Origin of the sequence: Streptomyces sp. NPDC004732 (genome assembly GCF_040609235.1) — a bacterium.
GTDB lineage: Bacteria > Actinomycetota > Actinomycetes > Streptomycetales > Streptomycetaceae > Streptomyces.
Genome location: NZ_JBEXJR010000001.1, coordinates 204,936 through 220,980 on the forward strand (window position 1 = coordinate 204,936; position 16,045 = coordinate 220,980).

Consider the following 16,045-nt stretch of genomic DNA (forward strand, 5'->3'; position numbering starts at 1 on the left):
CCCGCACCCCGCAAGGAAGAGAGGCACCCCCGAACCAACCCGGCACGGGGGTGCCCCACCCTCAGGCGCGGGGACACTCCTTCCACGCCACGTGATAGATCGTGCTGATGTCGCCGTCCGTCGAGTCCATCGTCATGAAGCTGGACTTCGCGGGGTCGGACGTCCCCAGGTCGACGCGCAACTCCGTGTTGATGTTGAAGTTCCGCTTCACGCCGCACGGCGCCCAGACCAGCTGGGCCCAGTCCGTCGTGTCGGTCGCCTGCCAGTTGTCGTTGTAGACGCCCTTGAACTCATGGCTGATCGAGGCCGTCTGGGGTGAGCCCTGGAAGTAGTACGACGCCTTCTCCGTGCCCTTGGCACCGGGCTGGAGCGAGGCGTAGCCGCGGTAGTCCGCGCTCGCGATCGCGTACGTGAAGCCCGAGGGGACGTGCACGATGAGGCTGAGCTGGCAGTTCCTGCGGAACGCGGTGGGGTCCGCGCCGCCGCCCGCCTTGGCGAGGTAGTCGCTGTAGGTGACGGTGAAGGCCGTGTTGTCCTCGGAGACGGCGACGGCCGCGGTGCCCAGGGGGCAGCCCGATCCGTTCACCGTGGCGACCTCGATCACGATCTTGTCGGGGGGCGGATCCTGGATCGACGTCGTGTCCTGCGCGGGGAGCGTCGAGCCGAACAGCGCCACGAGGGCGCCGCTCAGCAGCAGTGCACCGGCCATGGTTCTCCATTCCATTTCTGCGGAGGGGGGTTGGAGAAGTGCCTGTGGTGAGTGGAGCGCATTGCGGGTGCCTGGAGCGGATTGCGTGAGCGAGGGGATCGTATGGACCAATGGGCCGGGGGGACAGAGCGATGTCCGGCCATTCGGAATCCGCGACTCATCCTGTCTTGACGGGTATACGTCACACCGGATCTCTGGTAGGAAACCTTCCTAACAGTACGCGGAACGCTGAACTCCCCCATCTGGAGGCCCTCATGGAGACCCCCCACATACGCCCGCGCACCACCCTCACCTCCCGTCGCACCCTGCTCGCCTTCATGGGCGCCGCGGCCGTGGCGGGCCCGCTGCTCGCCACGCAGTCGGCGGGCGCGTCCCAGATCTCCTCCCTGGTCTCGGCGAGCGGGCTCGACGACCCGGCGAAGAAGGAGATCGCGATGCAGATCGTCTGCAGCGCGGAGAACTCCTCGCTCGAATGGAAGAAGCAGTATCGATACTGCGAGGACATCGACGACGGCCGCGGCTACACCGCGGGCATCATCGGCTTCTGTTCCGGCACCGGCGACATGCTCGACCTCGTCGAGCTCTACACGCAGCGCAAGCCGGGCAACATCCTCGCCAAGTACCTCCCTGCGCTGCGCAGGGTCGACGGCAGCGACTCGCACGACGGGCTCGACCCGAACTTCAAGCCCGACTGGGAGCGGGCCGCCGACACGGACGCGGAGTTCCGCAAGGCGCAGAACGACGAGCGCGACCGCGTCTACTTCAACCCGTCGGTCAAGCAGGGCAAGACGGACGGCATCGGCACCCTCGGCCAGTTCTGCTACTACGACGCCATCGTCATGCACGGCAACGGCGGCGACTCGACCAGCTTCGGCAACATCCGCAAGCGGGCGCTGCGCTCGGCCAAGACACCGGCCCAGGGCGGCGACGAGGTGACGTACCTCAACGCCTTCCTCGACGCGCGCGTCTGGGCGATGAAGCAGGAGGCGGCCCACGAGGACACCAGCCGGGTCGACACCGCGCAGCGCGTCTTCCTGAAGAAGCGGAACCTCAACCTGGACCCGCCGCTGGACTGGAAGGTCTACGGGGACCCGTTCCACATCGGCTAGTCATCGGGCAACCATCGGCCAGCCATCGGACAGCCATCGGACAGTCCCGATATACAAGGCAGTTCAGCCATATCGGATAGGCCAGACGCGCGGGGTGCCACCGGTGCCCCGCGCGTCTGCGCTGCCTCTTGCCTCCCGGAGGTTGAAATGGGTACCGTCCCCGCCAACTCCCGTCTACGCGCGTCAACCTGCACCGAGGTGAGAGATCTCCATGTTCCTCCGTACGACTACCACCGTGCTGACCGCCACCGCCGCGCTCCTGTCGGCGGGCGGCCTCTCGGCGTCCGCGGCGCACGCCCCGAACGGCGGCTGGCAGAAGTTCGGTGACGACATCAAGTCCGGCATCAGCGGGCTCGCCCTCACCGGTGGCGGCCACGAGCGGGGCGCGGCCCACGCCCTCGTCGTACGCGACAACAAGAAGCCCGGCGAGAACCGCGTCGCCCGGATCACCTACCGCGCGGGCGCGGGCGCGGACGCGGGCGCCGACCGCTCCGCCGACGTAGAGCCGCTCACCTGGACGGGTACCTCGGAGCCCATCGACCTGGAGGCCATCGAGGCGGTGCCGGGCTCCCCCGGCGAGTACGTGGCCCTGGCCAGCCGTGGCCTGGTCTACCACCTGAAGGTGACGGGCACGGACGCCCAGGTCCTGGACACCTCTCCGCTTCCCTCGATCGCCGAAGGCGACGACTACGAGAGCTTCGCGCTGACCGCGCGGCACGGAAAGCTGGCGGCGGTCTGGGCGGACCGGGGCGCGGGCAAGAAGCGTCCCGCGACGCTGCACGCCGCGCCCTTCTCCTTCAACAAGTACGGCGAGGCCGACTTCGGCCCGGTCACCACGTCCCGCTTCCGCGCGCCCTACCCGACCGGCGAGGTCCGGCACGCCTCGGACATCTCCGTCACGGCGTCGGGCCGCCTCATGATCAGCTCGGCCGCCGACGCGGGCGACGACGGCCCCTTCTCCTCCGCGGTCCTCGACGCGGGCAAGCTCTCCGTGAGCCGTTCCGGCAAGGTGCGGCTGTCCGTCGACAACTCCCCCGACGTGGTGCGGAAGTTCAAGGGATTCAAGATCGAGGCGGTCGAGTGCGTGCCGGGATCCGGCGGGAAGGCCCTGCTCGGCACGGACGACGAGAACTTGGGCGGGTCGGTCAACTCCGCCTCGGTGTGCGGAAAGTAGCGGTGCTACTGTCCCCGGATGTCCAAGGCTGAGATATCCAAGGCTGAGACGTCCAGGGCTGAGACGTCCATGGCTGAGATCGACGCGCTGACCGCCGAGTTCTTCGGGTCCTTCGACAACCGGGGCGGAAAGGCCGCCGACGTCGCCCGGATCCGTCGGCTCATGCTGCCCGGCGGCGTGATCGTCGTGACAGGACCGCAGTACGCGGCCTACACCGTCGAGGAGTTCATCGAGCCCCGCGAGCGACTGCTCGCCGACGGCCGTCTGGTCGAGTTCTCCGAGTGGGAGATCTCGGCACGGACCGACATCGTCGGCGACATCGCGTGCCGGTTCGGTGAGTACGGCAAGGCGGGAGTCCTGGACGGCGAGCCGTTCGAGGGCGGCGGCACGAAGACCATGCAGTTCGTCCGCACCCCCGAGGGCTGGCGGATCGCGGCGTTCTCCTGGTACGACCGGCCCTGACTCCGGCCGGTCAGCCGAGGATCGGCGTCGTCTGGGAGGAGGCGATCCGCCAGTCGTCGCCCTCCTTCACCAGTACGTGCGTGAGCCGCCCCGACGAGGCGTGCAAGGGGGCCACCGACTCACCGTCGGCCCCCGGCTGCCGCCGGTCTGAGACGTGCTTGATGCTGGCGACGATCGCCACGTCGGCACGGAGGAAGCGGATGTCTTCCTCCTCAAGCGTGGTGACCACGTCGGCCAGCGATGACGCCAGGGCCTGACGCATCGCGTCCGCCAGCGTGTCCCGGCCCGCGACGCGGCGCCCACCGAAGTTCACGACCGTGGTGTCGGCGGTGAACAGCGGGATGAACCGCTCCACGTCATCCTGGAACTCGCTCGCGTCCGCGACCACTTGGCGGATGGCAGCCAACTCGGCGGCCCTGGTGGCTTCGGCTGAGGACGTGTCGGTACGCATGACAGCTCTCCCGTGCGGGTCTGGTGCGGGTAGGCGACCCGGGGCGGATCTCCTGCTCCACATCCTCGGACCTCAAGGGAACTTGAGGTCAAGCAGCCGGAAGGGCTCTGCCCGGCGAACCCTGGGCCCTTAGGGGGCGGCGTGGGCTCGGCTGCGGCCGGCTCAGTAGCTGTGCCAGATCCCTTGATCGGTGACGGGCCCGAGCGCGTTGACGCGGTTCTCGTAACCGCGGTTCGGCATCATGCCCGTGCCTTCCGGCCGGAGATCCACGTGCCGGGGTCGCTGAGCTCGATGATGGTGCCGACGTTGTCGGTGACGAAGGCGATGCGCTGGCCGGTTGCCGGCATCTCCATGGGGCCGCCGATCAGCGGCACATCGAGTTCGAGCAGCCGGGACACCGCCGCGTCGAGATCTGCCACAGCGAGGCAGAAGTGGTGCAGGCGCGACGTGACCATGCTCGTGAGGACGTTGTCGGTCGGCGCGCCGCCACGGTCCGACGCGCCCGCGAGGAGCTCAATCTTGACGTCACCAGCAGTGAGGAAGACGAACGTCGTGCCGTGGGCCTCGAACCGCTGCTCGACGGTGAAACCGAGATTGCGCGAGTACCACGCGATGGTGGCGTCGAGGTCCTCTTGCGTAACGGTGATGCCCACGTGGTCGTGGGAGAACGTGAAGGTCATGTTCGAAGAATCATCGGCCGCCGGGCCGGTAACCAGAGAGAGGAATTCGGTAGGAAAACCGCTACCACCTTCGGGTCGGCGCCGGGTGCGACAATCAGTCCCATGACCGCTGACATCGCGAAACTCGGCCCGATGTTGCGCACCTGGCGCGGCCGTGTCTCGCCGGACACGGCGGGACTGCCCAGCGGCCACAGGCGCCGGGTCACGGGACTGCGCCGGGAGGATCTCGCCGAGCTCGCTGGGATCTCGGTCGACTATGTGGTCCGCCTGGAGCAGGGACGCCATGTGACTCCGTCGGCGCAGGTGACCGCGGCGCTGGGCCGCGCCCTGCAACTCACCGACGCCGAGCGGGACCATCTCTACCGGCTGGCCGGGCTTGCCCCTCCGGCCGGCGGGGAGATTTCGGACCACATCCCGCCCGGCCTGCACCGCATGCTTAACCGGCTCGGCGACTCCGCAGCCGCCGTGTTCGCCGCGGACTGGCAGCTCATCTGGTGGAACCGTTTCTGGGCGGCGTTGCTGGGCGACCCGTCCTCAACGCCGTCGGCGCTGCGTAACTTCGCTCGCGACACCTTCCCGGCCGACGGGGCCGCCCCCCGCCTGTCGCACTGGCCGGTGACCTCGCTCAGCCAGCCGGAGGTCGAGGCCTCCGTCATGTCCGACCTGCGCCGCGCCACGGGGCGATTCCCGGACAGCGACCGCCTGGCCGGCCTGATCCGGGACCTCACGACGGGCAGCCCGCGCTTCGCCGAACTGTGGGCCTCCGGCGTGGTCGGCGCGCACCGGGAAGACCACAAGATCGTCCAGCACCCGGCGACCGGGCCGATCGCGGTGGACTGCGACGTCCTGACCGACGGCGACGCGGGACGCAAGATCGTCGTTCTCACCGCAGCCCCCGGTACCGAGGACGAAACCAAGTTCCGCCTGGCGGCGGTGTCGGGCATTTCCAACTCCGCTCATGCCTGAGCGGAAGAACCCGGTGATCAGGTTGCATGCGCAGCCCCCAGCCCTCCGCCTTCGCCGCAGCCATCCCCTCGGCCAAGGCCGCGTCCGTCACGTCGCCCAGCGCCTCCCGCAGCTGAACCACCAGCCGGAGCCGGATCGCGGGGGCCCACTCGGCAAGGCCATCGCAGAACCGGGCCACGTCCGTCTTCAGGAAACCGATCCTCTCGAAGCCGGTGCAGGCCGTGGCACCCCGAACGCGGGCGAGACCCGGGTGCTGCTGTCCGGGTGCTGCTGTCCGGGTGCTGGGCACGTGCTGAGCCCGGCGACCTGGTCCAGGTACCGGTAGACGTGGCGGGACATGTCCTCGTCGCCTTCTCCCGGATGCGGAGCCACCCCGGGATCCTTCCTCGCCGAGAAGTGGACGACGAGGCGCAGTACTTCGCGGGCCTGCTGCTTGCCGTCTGCGGCGATGTCGGGCAGCGGACGTCTTCGACACACCGGACCATGCCGACGGCGCGAGGCGGATGTTGCGGGACTGCGTGTGCGCCCGGATACGGATGGGCGGAGGTTCCACAGCCCGGGCGGTCCGTCGATGGGATGGGACGTGGTGCGCGGGGGTCGGGGCGGCCGACTCCTGTTCCAGCTCCCCGGCCGTCCTGAACACCTTTCAGTTGGCGAAGTAGAGGGCAGCGCCGCCGCCCGACAGAAGACAGCCGAGGCCCGCGACGATCAGCCCGTTTCTCCTGACCTTGGAGGCTGCCTCCAAGTTGCCGTCCTCCCGCTCCTCACGAACCGCCTTGGGTACAAGAAGAGCTACGATCAGGAGAAACCAGCCTAGAGCCGACATGACGATGCCTGCCACTCTCGCCCAGAGCTGCGTTTCGGTCGCCTCAGCGACGAGATGGACCATGGCCTCCTCCTCCACTTGGCCAACTTGTCTGGCTTTCCGCCACACCCTTGTCATGGCATGTCAAGCAGTCAAGGGGCAGACGTCACGTCAGCCCCACGAAGAATTCCCGGCTCGGCGGCGGTTACGGGACAGCCTTTAATAGGACTCCGTTAGGTCTTCTCGTTCGGCCTGTTCAGCAGCATGTTGGATGCGTGGACGTGGGACAGCTTGAGGGCCTGCGGGCCGACTTGGCGGAGTTCGTTGGGGATGTGTTCGCCTCGGTGCCACGCCGAGATCAGCGGGGTAAGGCGGACTGCTACCTGCGCGGGTTGATGCTGGACGGCCGAAGGAAGTCGATCCAGGCCATGGCTTCGCGGCTGCCGGATGGCAACGAGCAGAACCTCCAGCAGTTCGTGAACCAGTCGCCGTGGGATCCGCTGCCGGTGCGGCGCCGGATCGCCGTGCGCATGACGAGGTCCCTCGCCCCCGACGCGTGGGCGATCGATGATGTGTCGGTGCCCAAGGACGGCCGGATGTCGGTGGGGGTCGCGCCGCAGTACTGCGGCGCCCTGGGCAAACGCGCGAACTGCCAGGTCGCGGTGAGCGTCCACGCGGTCACCGCCACGGCGTCGTGTCCGCTGCAGTGGCGGCTGTTCCTGCCCGCGGAGTGGGCCGATGACGCCGAACGGCGGGCCAGGACACACGTCCCCGCCAGTGTCGGACACCGGGAGAAGTGGCTGCTCGCCCTGGACATCCTCGACGAGCTCACCACCTGGGGACTGACCCCGCAGGTGATCGTGGCCGATGCCGCGTACGGCACCAACGCCCGGTTCCGCCAGGCGCTGGCCGAACGCGCCCTGCACTACGTGGTGTCCATCCGGACCGATGTCACGGCTCACGCCTTCGGCACGCTGCCCGTTGCCCCTCCCCGCAAGGGCGCCAACGGCTGCTGGCCCCAGCCGCGCTACCGCCAGCCTCCACTGTCGGTCGCCGTCCTCGCGACCGGTCTGGGACGCGAGGCGTTCACCGAGATGACGTGGCGCCAGGGGCCCCGGGGGCCGATGCGGTCCCGCTTCGCAGCCGTGCGGGTCCGCCCGGCCGGCAAGGCCATTGAGCGCCCTCTCAAGGCCCGGGCCTCCGCCGAACAGGGCTGGTGGGACGGCATACTGCCCGATCTGTGGCTGATCGCTGAGTGGCCCACCACTGCCGAGATTCCCACCGATTACTGGTTGTCGAACCTGCCTGACGACACACCCATCGACTACCTGGTCCGCCAGGCGAAGGCGCGCTGGCGCATCGAGCACGATTACCGAGAGCTCAAGCACGGCCTGGGTCTGGACCACTTCGAGGGACGATCCTGGCCCGGCTGGCACCACCACGTCACCCTGGTCACCGCCGCCCATGCCTTCCTCACCGAGCAGCGGCTCTCCCCAAAAGCCCCCGCGCCGGGCTCACTCTCTACCAAGTCCTCGATGTCCTCCAGGACTTGCTGAGGTGCTGGACCGGCGTCTGCACCACCTGCCACCGCCCCCTGCCCCTTGACCAGGCCAGACGCACGAGAACCCCGCAGACCTAACGGAGTCCTATTAAGGGCTGTCCCGTAAGTGATCTTCCAGATCTCGCTACCTGGTTCGGAGGGGGCATGCACGAGAGCCTTGAACGTCAGCTGTCCGTCACGTGGTCAGACCGGCGCTGGTCAGCCAGATGTGTTCGCAGGTCGCGGATGCCCCTTGCAGCGTCTCGCGGGACTCTTGTGAGGCGTGGTAGAAGGTCCGCTCGATCATCCAGCACAGGGCGCGTGCCATCGCTGAGGCTTGGTCCGGTTCGGTGCCGGGCTGGATGCCGGCCCGTTCCAGGACGGCGGTGATGGCCGTGATGAACAAGTCCGCCGTATGGCTCCACAGCTCGCCGATCTCCGGCACGGTCAACGACTGGTCGATCGCCGTGCGCATGACCAGGCCGTGCTCGTTCCACAGCTCCACCGTGCGCTGCATGGCTTCTGCGATGGCCCGGCGGGGCTCGTCGGCCTCCGCGGTGGTCCGGGACCGTTCCCACAGATGCTCGACGGTACGCGCCACGAGTGCCACCACTACTTCTTGCTTGGAGCCGAAGTAGAAGTACAGGGCCCCGCGCGTGATGCCGGCGCCTTGGGCGATGTCGCCGACGGTCATGGCGTTGTAGCCCTTGTGCGCGAGCAGGGTTTCGCAGGTGTCCAGGATGGCCCGCTCCCGCAGATCGCCCTTGCGTTCGGCGCTGCGTCGGCTCCGCGCGGGGTGCTGGCCTGGCATCAGAGCTGCGCACCCTCGTCGTAGTCGGTTGTGCGGGAGAGCGTCTCCCATGCGCGGATCTCCTCGTCCACGGCAGCGCGCGCAGTGGTGACCAGCCGCAGCGCGTCCGAGCCCAGGACGAGGTGGGCCGGCGGCTGGTCGACCGAGGCGATGCGCACGACGGCGTCTCCGGCCTTGGCCGGGTTGCCGAGCTGGTTCCCGCTGGCCTTCTGCCGCGCTTCGCGGATGGGCTCGAACAGCTCGTCGTAGTCGTCGACGGTCCGCGGGGCGCGTGTCATGGAGCGTCCGGCCCAGTCGGTGCGGAAGGAGCCGGGCTCGATCGCCGTCACGTGGATCCCGAACTGTGCGACCTCCTTGCCCAGTGCTTCGAGGATGCCTTCCAGGGCGAACTTGCTGCCGCAGTAGGCGGACATGCCGGGCACGGCCATGAGTCCGCCCATGGAGGTGACGGCCATCAGGTGTCCGCGGCGGCGTCGGCGCATGTGGGGCAGCGCTGCCTGCAGGGTGGCCACTGCCCCGAAGACGTTGATCTCGAATTGCCGCCGCACCTCGGCCAGCGGAGTTTCCTCGAAGGTGCCCTCCAAGCCGTAGCCGGCGTTGGCGATGACGACGTCCAAGGGACCGACGCCTCGCTCCACCTCTGTGATCACATCCGGGACGGCGTGGTCGTCCGTCACGTCCAGGATGCGGCCGTGGGCGTCACCGGGCTTGAGCCCCTCGAAGGCCCGCCGGTCCTCCTCGGAGCGGACCGTGCCGACAACGGTGTGACCGGCATCCAGGGCAGCCTGGGCGAAGGCACGTCCCAGCCCCGTGCTGACGCCGGTGATGAGCCAGTTCTGCCTCTGCATTGCTCCTCCAGAAAGGTCTCACGGGGAGCATGACTGCTCCTCTCTCCAGAAAGTCTACACAGTGTCGATTTTTACCTTCGCAGTGTTGGTTCTGGATCGCTCGACGGCATCACGCCTGGCCGGGGCGGGAGGTGCAGGCTGGGGTCGGGTGTCCGCGTGGTCGGCGCCTCGGAGGGGCGCGCTCAGCGGCGTACCACCCGCAGGCCCACCGCGTCCTGCTGCTCCACATCGCTGTCCGTCAGGACGTGCAGGGGCACGAACACCGCCATCCAGTAGAAGCCGAACAGCCAGCGGCCGGTCAGCGGGAGGAGGCGGGGGCGCCCCGCGTCGGCGGCGCGGACCACGCGCAGGCCCGTCAGGAGCTTGCCCAGGCTCGCCCTGGTCAGGCGGGTGAGCAGGACGTGGTTCAGGAGGGAGAAGCCGAGTGCGGCGCCCAGCGCCGCGGCCCACATCGCCGGGGACTGCACACGGACCTCGACCACCCCGTCGGCGGCCGTGACGCCGACCGCCGCCGCGGCCACCAGGCCGCACAGGAGGGCGGTCAGCGCGTCGACGGCGGACGCCGTGAGTCTGCGGGGCTGGGTGGCCGTTCGGGAGGTCTGGGAGGACTGGGAGATCACGGCGCCTCAGCGTAGTCAGGCCGCCCCGGAGCCCTGCGCGTGGGAGGCGGCGACGTCAGTGCGTCACCACCGGGTCGGGGTCGGCGACGGCCGAACTGTCCTTCGTACCAAGGTGGTTGAAGACCAGGTTGAGGGAGACCGCGAGGATGCAGCCCGTCGAGATCCCGGAGCCGAGGACGATCTGCGCCCAGTCGGGGAACGCGTCGTAGAAGCCGTCGGAGAGGGCGGGGGCGAGGCCCGCGCCCAGTGTGACGACGACGATCAGTGCGTTGTCGCCGCGGTGCAGGTCCGCCTGGAGCAGCGTCTGGATGCCGCTGACCGCGATGGAGCCGAAGAGGAAGAGGCTGACGGCCGCGAGGACCGGCATGGGGACGACCGAGATGAGCGCCGCCGCGGCCGGGCTGAGGCCGATGAGGACCAGGATCGCGCCGCTCAGCGCGACGACGAAGCGGCTGCGCACCTTGGAGATCACGACCAGTCCGATGTTCTGGGCGAACGCGCTGGCGTGGAAGGCGTTGAAGAGCGGGCTGAGCGCGGAGCCGAGGGCGTCGGCGCGCAGACCGCGGGCGATGGTCTTCTCGTCGACGTCCTTCTCGACGATCTTCCCGAGCGCGATCATGTCGGCGGTCGACTCGGTGAGGATCACCAGCATCACGACGCACATCGAGATGATGGCGGGGATGTTGAACTCCGGGGCGCCGAAGTGCAGCGGGGAAGGGATGCCGACCGGGTCCGCGCCGTCCAGCTTGGAGAAGTCGGCGAGGCCCATCGGTATCGCGAGCAGCGTGCCGAAGACCATCGCGATGAGCATGCTGATCTGCTTGAGGAAGCCGCGCGTGAATCGCTGGAGCAGGAGCATGACCAGGACGGTGGCGCCCGCGAGTCCGATGCTCTTCGGCTCCGGCGTGCCGGTGGCCGAGTCGTCGACGATCCAGTCGTACGCGACGGGGATGAGCGAGACCCCGATGAGGGTGATGACGGAGCCCGTGACGACGGGCGGGAAGAAGCGGACGAGCCGCGAGAAGTACGAACTGACCAGGAACCCGAAGAGACTCGAGACGATGATCGCGCCGAAGACGACGGGCATGCCCGCCTCGATGCCGCCCTGCGTCGAGATGATCGTCAGCATCACGCCGACGCCCGCGAACGAGACGCCGTTGACGAACGGCAGCCGTGAGCCGATGAAGTTGCCGATGCCCAGGGTCTGGAGCAGGGTGGCGATGCCCGCCATCAGAAGGCTGCCGCCCATGAGTACGGCCGTGTCGCCCGGGGACATCTTCGCCGCGACGGCCACGACGAGCGGGACGGAGACCGCGCCCGCGTACATGGAGGCGACGTGCTGGAGGCTGGCGACGAGCATGCGGCCCGGCGGCAGGATCTCGTCGACGGGGTGGACCTCGGGGGCAGTTGCCGGGGCACCGGCGGACTTCTGGTGAGAACTCATGGATGGCGCTTCTTCCGTCGCGTGACGCCGGAAATCGGCCCCGTTCCGTGGGAGTTCATGAGACGCGGAACAGGGCGGAAGTGTCCGACTGGAAAGTAACTTCCGCCATACGGTCGGCGGCGCCACGACGTTACGTCAGTGCACCCCGACAGCGGAAGACCCTGCGGACCACGAGAACTGCACGTGGGACTGCCCTTCGGTGCCTGGTGCTGCCGGACGCTTCGTGGGCAGACTTGGTGTCTCTGTACCTGAGGAGCCCCGTTGCGCGACCACGACCACGCCAGAACGCACGACGCCGCGAAGGCCCGGTCCGCGGCCCGCAGACCCGCGGCCACGTCCGAGCCCGACGCCCCGCTCCAGCGGCTCCTCGCCCTGCAGGGTTCGGCGGGCAACGCCGCCGTCGTCCAGATGCTCCGCAAGGGCGGGCAGTCGGCGGGCCAGGAGCAGCACCAGCACGGCGCGGGCTGCGGCCACCAGGAGGCCGAACAGCCCGTGGTGCAGCGCGCGGGCGGCCAGGACACGACGGCCATGGACATCGACCGGCTGGACTTCTCCGACGCGGAGGAGCTCTCGGACGGGGGCACCGACTCGGAGGCCGGTGAGTACGACTACCCGTCGTTCATGGCCGAGCGCGGCAAGCACCCCCGCTCCACCACGCCGACTCCGCAGGCCGCGGCGGGCTTCGGGGACAGTACGTACGGCATCGACCCCGGCAAGGTGAAGTCGATGCGCGAGGACAGGAAGCAGGGGCGCGACGTGCCCCCGCTGCAATACCGCAAGGACAACGAGCCCCTGTACCGCTGGGACGGCAGGACGCCCGACCAGATCATGGGCAAGGGGTTCAAGCCCTGGAACGAGAAGCTGCCCGCCAGCCTCCGGCACTATCAGAAGCTGCTGCAGAGGACGGGCTTCGTCAGCACCACCCGCTCCCCCGGCGGGTACGTGCCCGACTGGGCGCGGCAGGCGGACGGGAGCGGCTGGCGCTACGTGATCCACGCGCCCGGCGGCATCGACCTGGTGGACACGCTGGGGACCACGTCCTTCGCCCAGCAGCAGGAAGTCATCTTCTGGAAGGGCATCCAGGCGGGTTACGTCGTCCGTGCCGAGCTGTGCGACGCGGGCGGCAACATCATCAAGGTCGTCAAGAGCGGCGGCGACGACGCGATGGACATCGACTGAGGCGCTGCCGACAGAAGTACGTTCCCTCGCGCGGGACCTGACCGCGCGAGGGAACGGTGTAGCTGTGCCGTGAGCCGTAACCGGGGCCTCAGTGCGCTACCGCCTCGCTCTGGCCCTGGCCGTGGCCCTGACCCGGCACCCGCGTCTCGGCGATCGCTCCGCCGCCCTCCATCGGCGCCGTCACGTCGTCCTCGTCGCGGCCCTTGCCGATGTGGTTGAAGACCAGGTTCAGCAGCACGGCCGCCACACAGCCCGTCGAGATGCCCGAGTCGAGGATGATCTTCGCGGTCTCCGGGAACGCGTGGTAGAACTCCGGCGCCGCGATCGGGATGAGGCCGACGGCCAGCGAGACGGCCACGATCAGAACGTTGTTGTCCTTCTCCAGGTTCGCCTTGACCAGCGTCTGGATGCCGCTCGCCGCGACCGAGCCGAAGAGGACGACGCCCGCGCCGCCGAGCACCGGGCGCGGCACGACGGCGATGAGCGAGGCGGCCATCGGGCACAGGCCCATCAGGACGAGGAAGCCGCCGCCGACGGCGACCACGTAACGGCTGCGGATCTTCGTCATCGCGACCAGGCCGATGTTCTGCGCGAAGGCGCTGCACATGAAGCCGTTGAAGAGCGGGCTGACCGCCGAGCCGAGGGTGTCGGCGCGCAGGCCCGCGGCGATGGTCTTCTCGTCGGCGGGACGGCCCACGATCTCGCCGAGGGCGAGCATGTCGGCGGTGGACTCGGTCATCGAGACGACCATGACGACACAGAGCGAGACGATAGCGGCCGCCGCGAACTGCGGTGCGCCGAAGTGGAACGGCGTCGGGAAGCCCACGATGTCCGCGTCGCCGACCGGGCCGAAGTCCGTGACGCCGAACGGGATCGCGATGAGCGTGCCGATGACGAGGCCGAGCAGGACCGCGATCTGCTTCACGAATCCGGTGGTGAAGCGGCGCAGCAGCAGGACGATGACGAGCGTGATGCCGGCGAGGCCCAGGTTCTTCATCGAGCCGTAGTCGTCGGCGCCGGGTACGGGCCCCTGCGCCCAGCCGAAGGCGACCGGCATCAGCGAGATGCCGATGAGGGTGATGACCGTGCCGGTGACGACCGGCGGGAAGAAGCGGATCATCTTCGAGAAGAACGGGGCGGCGATGAAGCCGAGTACACCGGCCACGATCACCGCGCCGAAGATGACCGGCAGCGCGTCGTCCTTGTTGTCGGTCGAATCGACGACCGCGAGCATCGGCGCGACACCGGCGAAGGTGACGCCGTTGACGAACGGCAGCCGGGCGCCGATCTTCCAGACGCCGAGGGTCTGCAGGAAGGTGGCGAGGCCCGCGGTGAACAGGCAGGCGCCGGTGAGGAAGGTGAGTTCCTTGGCGGAGAGGCCGATGGCGGCGCCGACGATGAGCGGCGGGGCGACGACTCCCGCGTACATGGCGGCCACGTGCTGGAGGCCGGTCGTCGCCATCTTCAGGGCGGGGAGCTTCTCGTCGACGGGGTGTATCGCCCCGTCGGCGCCTATGGACCCGTCGTCGGTTTCTGGGTCGGGGGCGGCACCTGGGCCGGTGCCTGGGGTGGTGCCTTGCTTGGTGAACCTGGGCTGAGTGGCCACTGTGGCTCCTCCGGTTGTTTTCCGGTCCCGGCGGGCCGCCGGCACTTTTCGCTTCTGGGAGGTGGTGCGTGGTGCAAGGACTTGCTCTGTATGCGGTTGTGGGAAGTGCGCCCAGGTAGTACTGACCGCCCCGGGAACGTGAAGCTTTGGGCCACGTTCCCGGGGCGGCACTTGAGCAGCCCGCTCGGCTGCTCAAGTCCGGTCAAGGGCCGTCCCCCCTGACCGGAGTTCTTGGGTTCAGCTCTCGGCGGCGATGCGCGCGAGTCGCTGGGCCTGCTCCCGCGTGGAGCGGGCGATGGCGTCCTCGTCGGCGTGCAGCAGGGTGCCGTTCTCGACGACCGGCTTGCCGTTGACGAGGGAGAGGGTGACCGGGGCCGCCGCGCCGAAGACGATCGCGGTCACCGGGTCGGCGATCGAGGCGTGTCCGATGCCGTCGATCTTCCAGAGCACCAGGTCGGCGAGCTTGCCCGCCTCCAGGGAGCCGATCTGCGTGGCGCGGCCGAGGACCTGGGCGCCGCCGTAGGTACCGAGGCGCAGGGCCTGACGGGCGTTCAGGGCGGCTTCCCTGTGGGCGCCGAGGCGGTTGATCAGCAGGGCGTTGCGCAGCTCGGTGTGGAGCTCGCCGGACTCGTTGGAGGCGGTGCCGTCGACGCCGAGGCCGACGGGGACACCGGCCTTGAGCATGTCGGGGACGCGGGCGATACCGGCCGCGAGGCGCGCGTTGGAGGACGGGCAGTGGGCAACTCCCGTACCGGTGCGGGCGAACGCCGCGATGTCGGAGTCGTTCATGTGGACGCAGTGCGCCATCCACACGTCCTCGCCGAGCCAGCCGGTGGACTCGAAGTAGTCGGTCGGGCCCATGCCGAACAGCTCGTGGCAGAACTTCTCCTCCTCGACCGTCTCGCTGCCGTGCGTGTGCAGGCGCACTCCGAGGCGGCGCGCCAACTCGGCGCCCTGCTTCATGAGTTCGGTGGAGACGGAGAAGGGCGAGCAGGGTGCGACGGCGACCTGCGTCATCGCGTCGAAGGACGCGTCGTGGTGCTTCTTGACGGTCTCCTCGGTGGCGGCGAGCGCGCCCTCGAGGGTCTCGACGGCGAAGTCCGGCGGCAGACCGCCGTCCTTCTCGCTGCGGTCCATGGAACCGCGGGCCAGGGTGAAGCGGACGCCCATCTCGGAGGCGGCACGGATGATGGAACCGGAGAGGTCGCCGGAGCCCTGCGGGAACACGTAGTGGTGGTCCATGGCGGTGGTGACTCCGCCGCGGGCCATCATGCCGAGGGAGCCCTGTGCGGCCGCGTACGTCATCTGCTCGTCGATGCGCGCCCACGTCGGGTACAGCGCCACCAGCCAGTTGAAGAGGTTGTGGTCGGTGGCCAGGCCCCGGGTGATCCACTGGTAGAAGTGGTGGTGCGTGTTGACCAGGCCGGGGGTGACGAGGTGGCCGGTGGCGTCGACGCGGCGTACGACGTTCGCCAGGCCCTCGGGGGCCTTGCCCGCGCCGATCGACTCGATCTTGTTGCCCGCGACGACGACGTAGCCGGAGGCGTACTCGGTGTCGTTGGCGTCGACCGTGGCGATGGCGGCGTTCTCGATGACGATGCGCTCTACGGCGCCGTTGGGGTTTGCCGAGGATGCCATGGT

At 69.0% G+C, this 16,045-nt stretch carries 16 protein-coding genes; 6 read left to right on the top strand and 10 right to left on the bottom strand.

The features are described 5' to 3' along the window. Positions 1-61 precede the first annotated feature (61 nt). Positions 62-709 carry a DUF4360 domain-containing protein gene (locus ABZV77_RS00875; protein ID WP_356248891.1) on the bottom strand — a complete coding sequence of 216 codons (648 nt, stop codon included), beginning with the start codon at positions 707-709 and terminating at the stop codon, positions 62-64. 254 nt (positions 710-963) lie between these two features. Here ABZV77_RS00875 and ABZV77_RS00880 point away from each other — a divergent pair, with 254 nt between their 5' ends. The 3 genes from ABZV77_RS00880 (at position 964) to ABZV77_RS00890 (ending at position 3,454) form a co-directional block, all read left to right on the top strand. After that, on the top strand, positions 964-1,818 hold the full coding sequence (locus ABZV77_RS00880; protein WP_356248893.1) for a chitosanase: 855 nt from the start codon (positions 964-966) through the stop codon (positions 1,816-1,818). Between the two features lie 211 nt (positions 1,819-2,029). After that, complete coding sequence (locus tag ABZV77_RS00885; RefSeq protein ID WP_356248895.1) at positions 2,030-2,992, top strand: hypothetical protein; 963 nt, start codon at positions 2,030-2,032, stop codon at positions 2,990-2,992. A gap of 69 nt (positions 2,993-3,061) precedes the next feature. After that, positions 3,062-3,454, top strand: a complete 393-nt coding sequence (locus ABZV77_RS00890; RefSeq protein ID WP_356248897.1) for a nuclear transport factor 2 family protein — start codon at positions 3,062-3,064, stop codon at positions 3,452-3,454. A 10-nt stretch (positions 3,455-3,464) separates the two neighbouring features. Here the strand turns inward: ABZV77_RS00890 and ABZV77_RS00895 are convergent, their stop codons facing one another. Beyond that, on the bottom strand, positions 3,465-3,905 hold the full coding sequence (locus tag ABZV77_RS00895; protein WP_356248899.1) for an SgcJ/EcaC family oxidoreductase: 441 nt from the start codon (positions 3,903-3,905) through the stop codon (positions 3,465-3,467). Between the two features lie 239 nt (positions 3,906-4,144). Continuing rightward, the gene (locus ABZV77_RS00900) at positions 4,145-4,585 is read right to left on the bottom strand and encodes a VOC family protein (RefSeq protein ID WP_356248901.1); all 441 of its coding nucleotides are present in this window, start codon (positions 4,583-4,585) and stop codon (positions 4,145-4,147) included. Between the two features lie 102 nt (positions 4,586-4,687). Between ABZV77_RS00900 and ABZV77_RS00905 the strand changes: the two genes are divergently transcribed. After that, positions 4,688-5,551 (top strand): helix-turn-helix transcriptional regulator, encoded by an 864-nt coding sequence (locus ABZV77_RS00905; RefSeq protein ID WP_356248903.1) that lies wholly within the window; start codon positions 4,688-4,690, stop codon positions 5,549-5,551. A 646-nt stretch (positions 5,552-6,197) separates the two neighbouring features. Here ABZV77_RS00905 and ABZV77_RS00910 read toward each other — a convergent pair. Continuing rightward, on the bottom strand, positions 6,198-6,440 hold the full coding sequence (locus ABZV77_RS00910) for a hypothetical protein (protein WP_356248905.1): 243 nt from the start codon (positions 6,438-6,440) through the stop codon (positions 6,198-6,200). 191 nt (positions 6,441-6,631) lie between these two features. Here ABZV77_RS00910 and ABZV77_RS00915 point away from each other — a divergent pair, with 191 nt between their 5' ends. Further along, the gene (locus ABZV77_RS00915; RefSeq protein ID WP_356248907.1) at positions 6,632-7,912 is read left to right on the top strand and encodes an IS701 family transposase; all 1,281 of its coding nucleotides are present in this window, start codon (positions 6,632-6,634) and stop codon (positions 7,910-7,912) included. Between the two features lie 180 nt (positions 7,913-8,092). On the opposite strand, the gene ABZV77_RS00920 is transcribed toward ABZV77_RS00915, so the two are convergent. The 4 genes from ABZV77_RS00920 to ABZV77_RS00935 all read right to left on the bottom strand — a co-directional run bounded on the left by ABZV77_RS00920 (position 8,093) and on the right by ABZV77_RS00935 (position 11,619). Further along, on the bottom strand, positions 8,093-8,707 hold the full coding sequence (locus tag ABZV77_RS00920) for a TetR/AcrR family transcriptional regulator (protein ID WP_356248909.1): 615 nt from the start codon (positions 8,705-8,707) through the stop codon (positions 8,093-8,095). Further along, positions 8,707-9,555 carry an oxidoreductase gene (locus ABZV77_RS00925; protein ID WP_356248911.1) on the bottom strand — a complete coding sequence of 283 codons (849 nt, stop codon included), beginning with the start codon at positions 9,553-9,555 and terminating at the stop codon, positions 8,707-8,709. Before ABZV77_RS00925 ends, ABZV77_RS00920 begins: the two co-directional genes overlap by 1 nt. 182 nt (positions 9,556-9,737) lie before the next feature. After that, positions 9,738-10,175 carry an RDD family protein gene (locus ABZV77_RS00930; protein WP_356248913.1) on the bottom strand — a complete coding sequence of 146 codons (438 nt, stop codon included), beginning with the start codon at positions 10,173-10,175 and terminating at the stop codon, positions 9,738-9,740. 55 nt (positions 10,176-10,230) lie between these two features. Further along, complete coding sequence (locus tag ABZV77_RS00935; protein ID WP_356248915.1) at positions 10,231-11,619, bottom strand: nucleobase:cation symporter-2 family protein; 1,389 nt, start codon at positions 11,617-11,619, stop codon at positions 10,231-10,233. 261 nt (positions 11,620-11,880) lie between these two features. Here ABZV77_RS00935 and ABZV77_RS00940 point away from each other — a divergent pair, with 261 nt between their 5' ends. Then, positions 11,881-12,798 carry a hypothetical protein gene (locus ABZV77_RS00940; protein WP_356248917.1) on the top strand — a complete coding sequence of 306 codons (918 nt, stop codon included), beginning with the start codon at positions 11,881-11,883 and terminating at the stop codon, positions 12,796-12,798. A gap of 88 nt (positions 12,799-12,886) precedes the next feature. Here ABZV77_RS00940 and ABZV77_RS00945 read toward each other — a convergent pair whose 3' ends face one another. Next, complete coding sequence (locus ABZV77_RS00945; RefSeq protein ID WP_356250105.1) at positions 12,887-14,314, bottom strand: nucleobase:cation symporter-2 family protein; 1,428 nt, start codon at positions 14,312-14,314, stop codon at positions 12,887-12,889. 327 nt (positions 14,315-14,641) lie between these two features. Beyond that, the gene (locus ABZV77_RS00950; RefSeq protein ID WP_356248919.1) at positions 14,642-16,042 is read right to left on the bottom strand and encodes an 8-oxoguanine deaminase; all 1,401 of its coding nucleotides are present in this window, start codon (positions 16,040-16,042) and stop codon (positions 14,642-14,644) included. Positions 16,043-16,045: the final 3 nt, after the last annotated feature.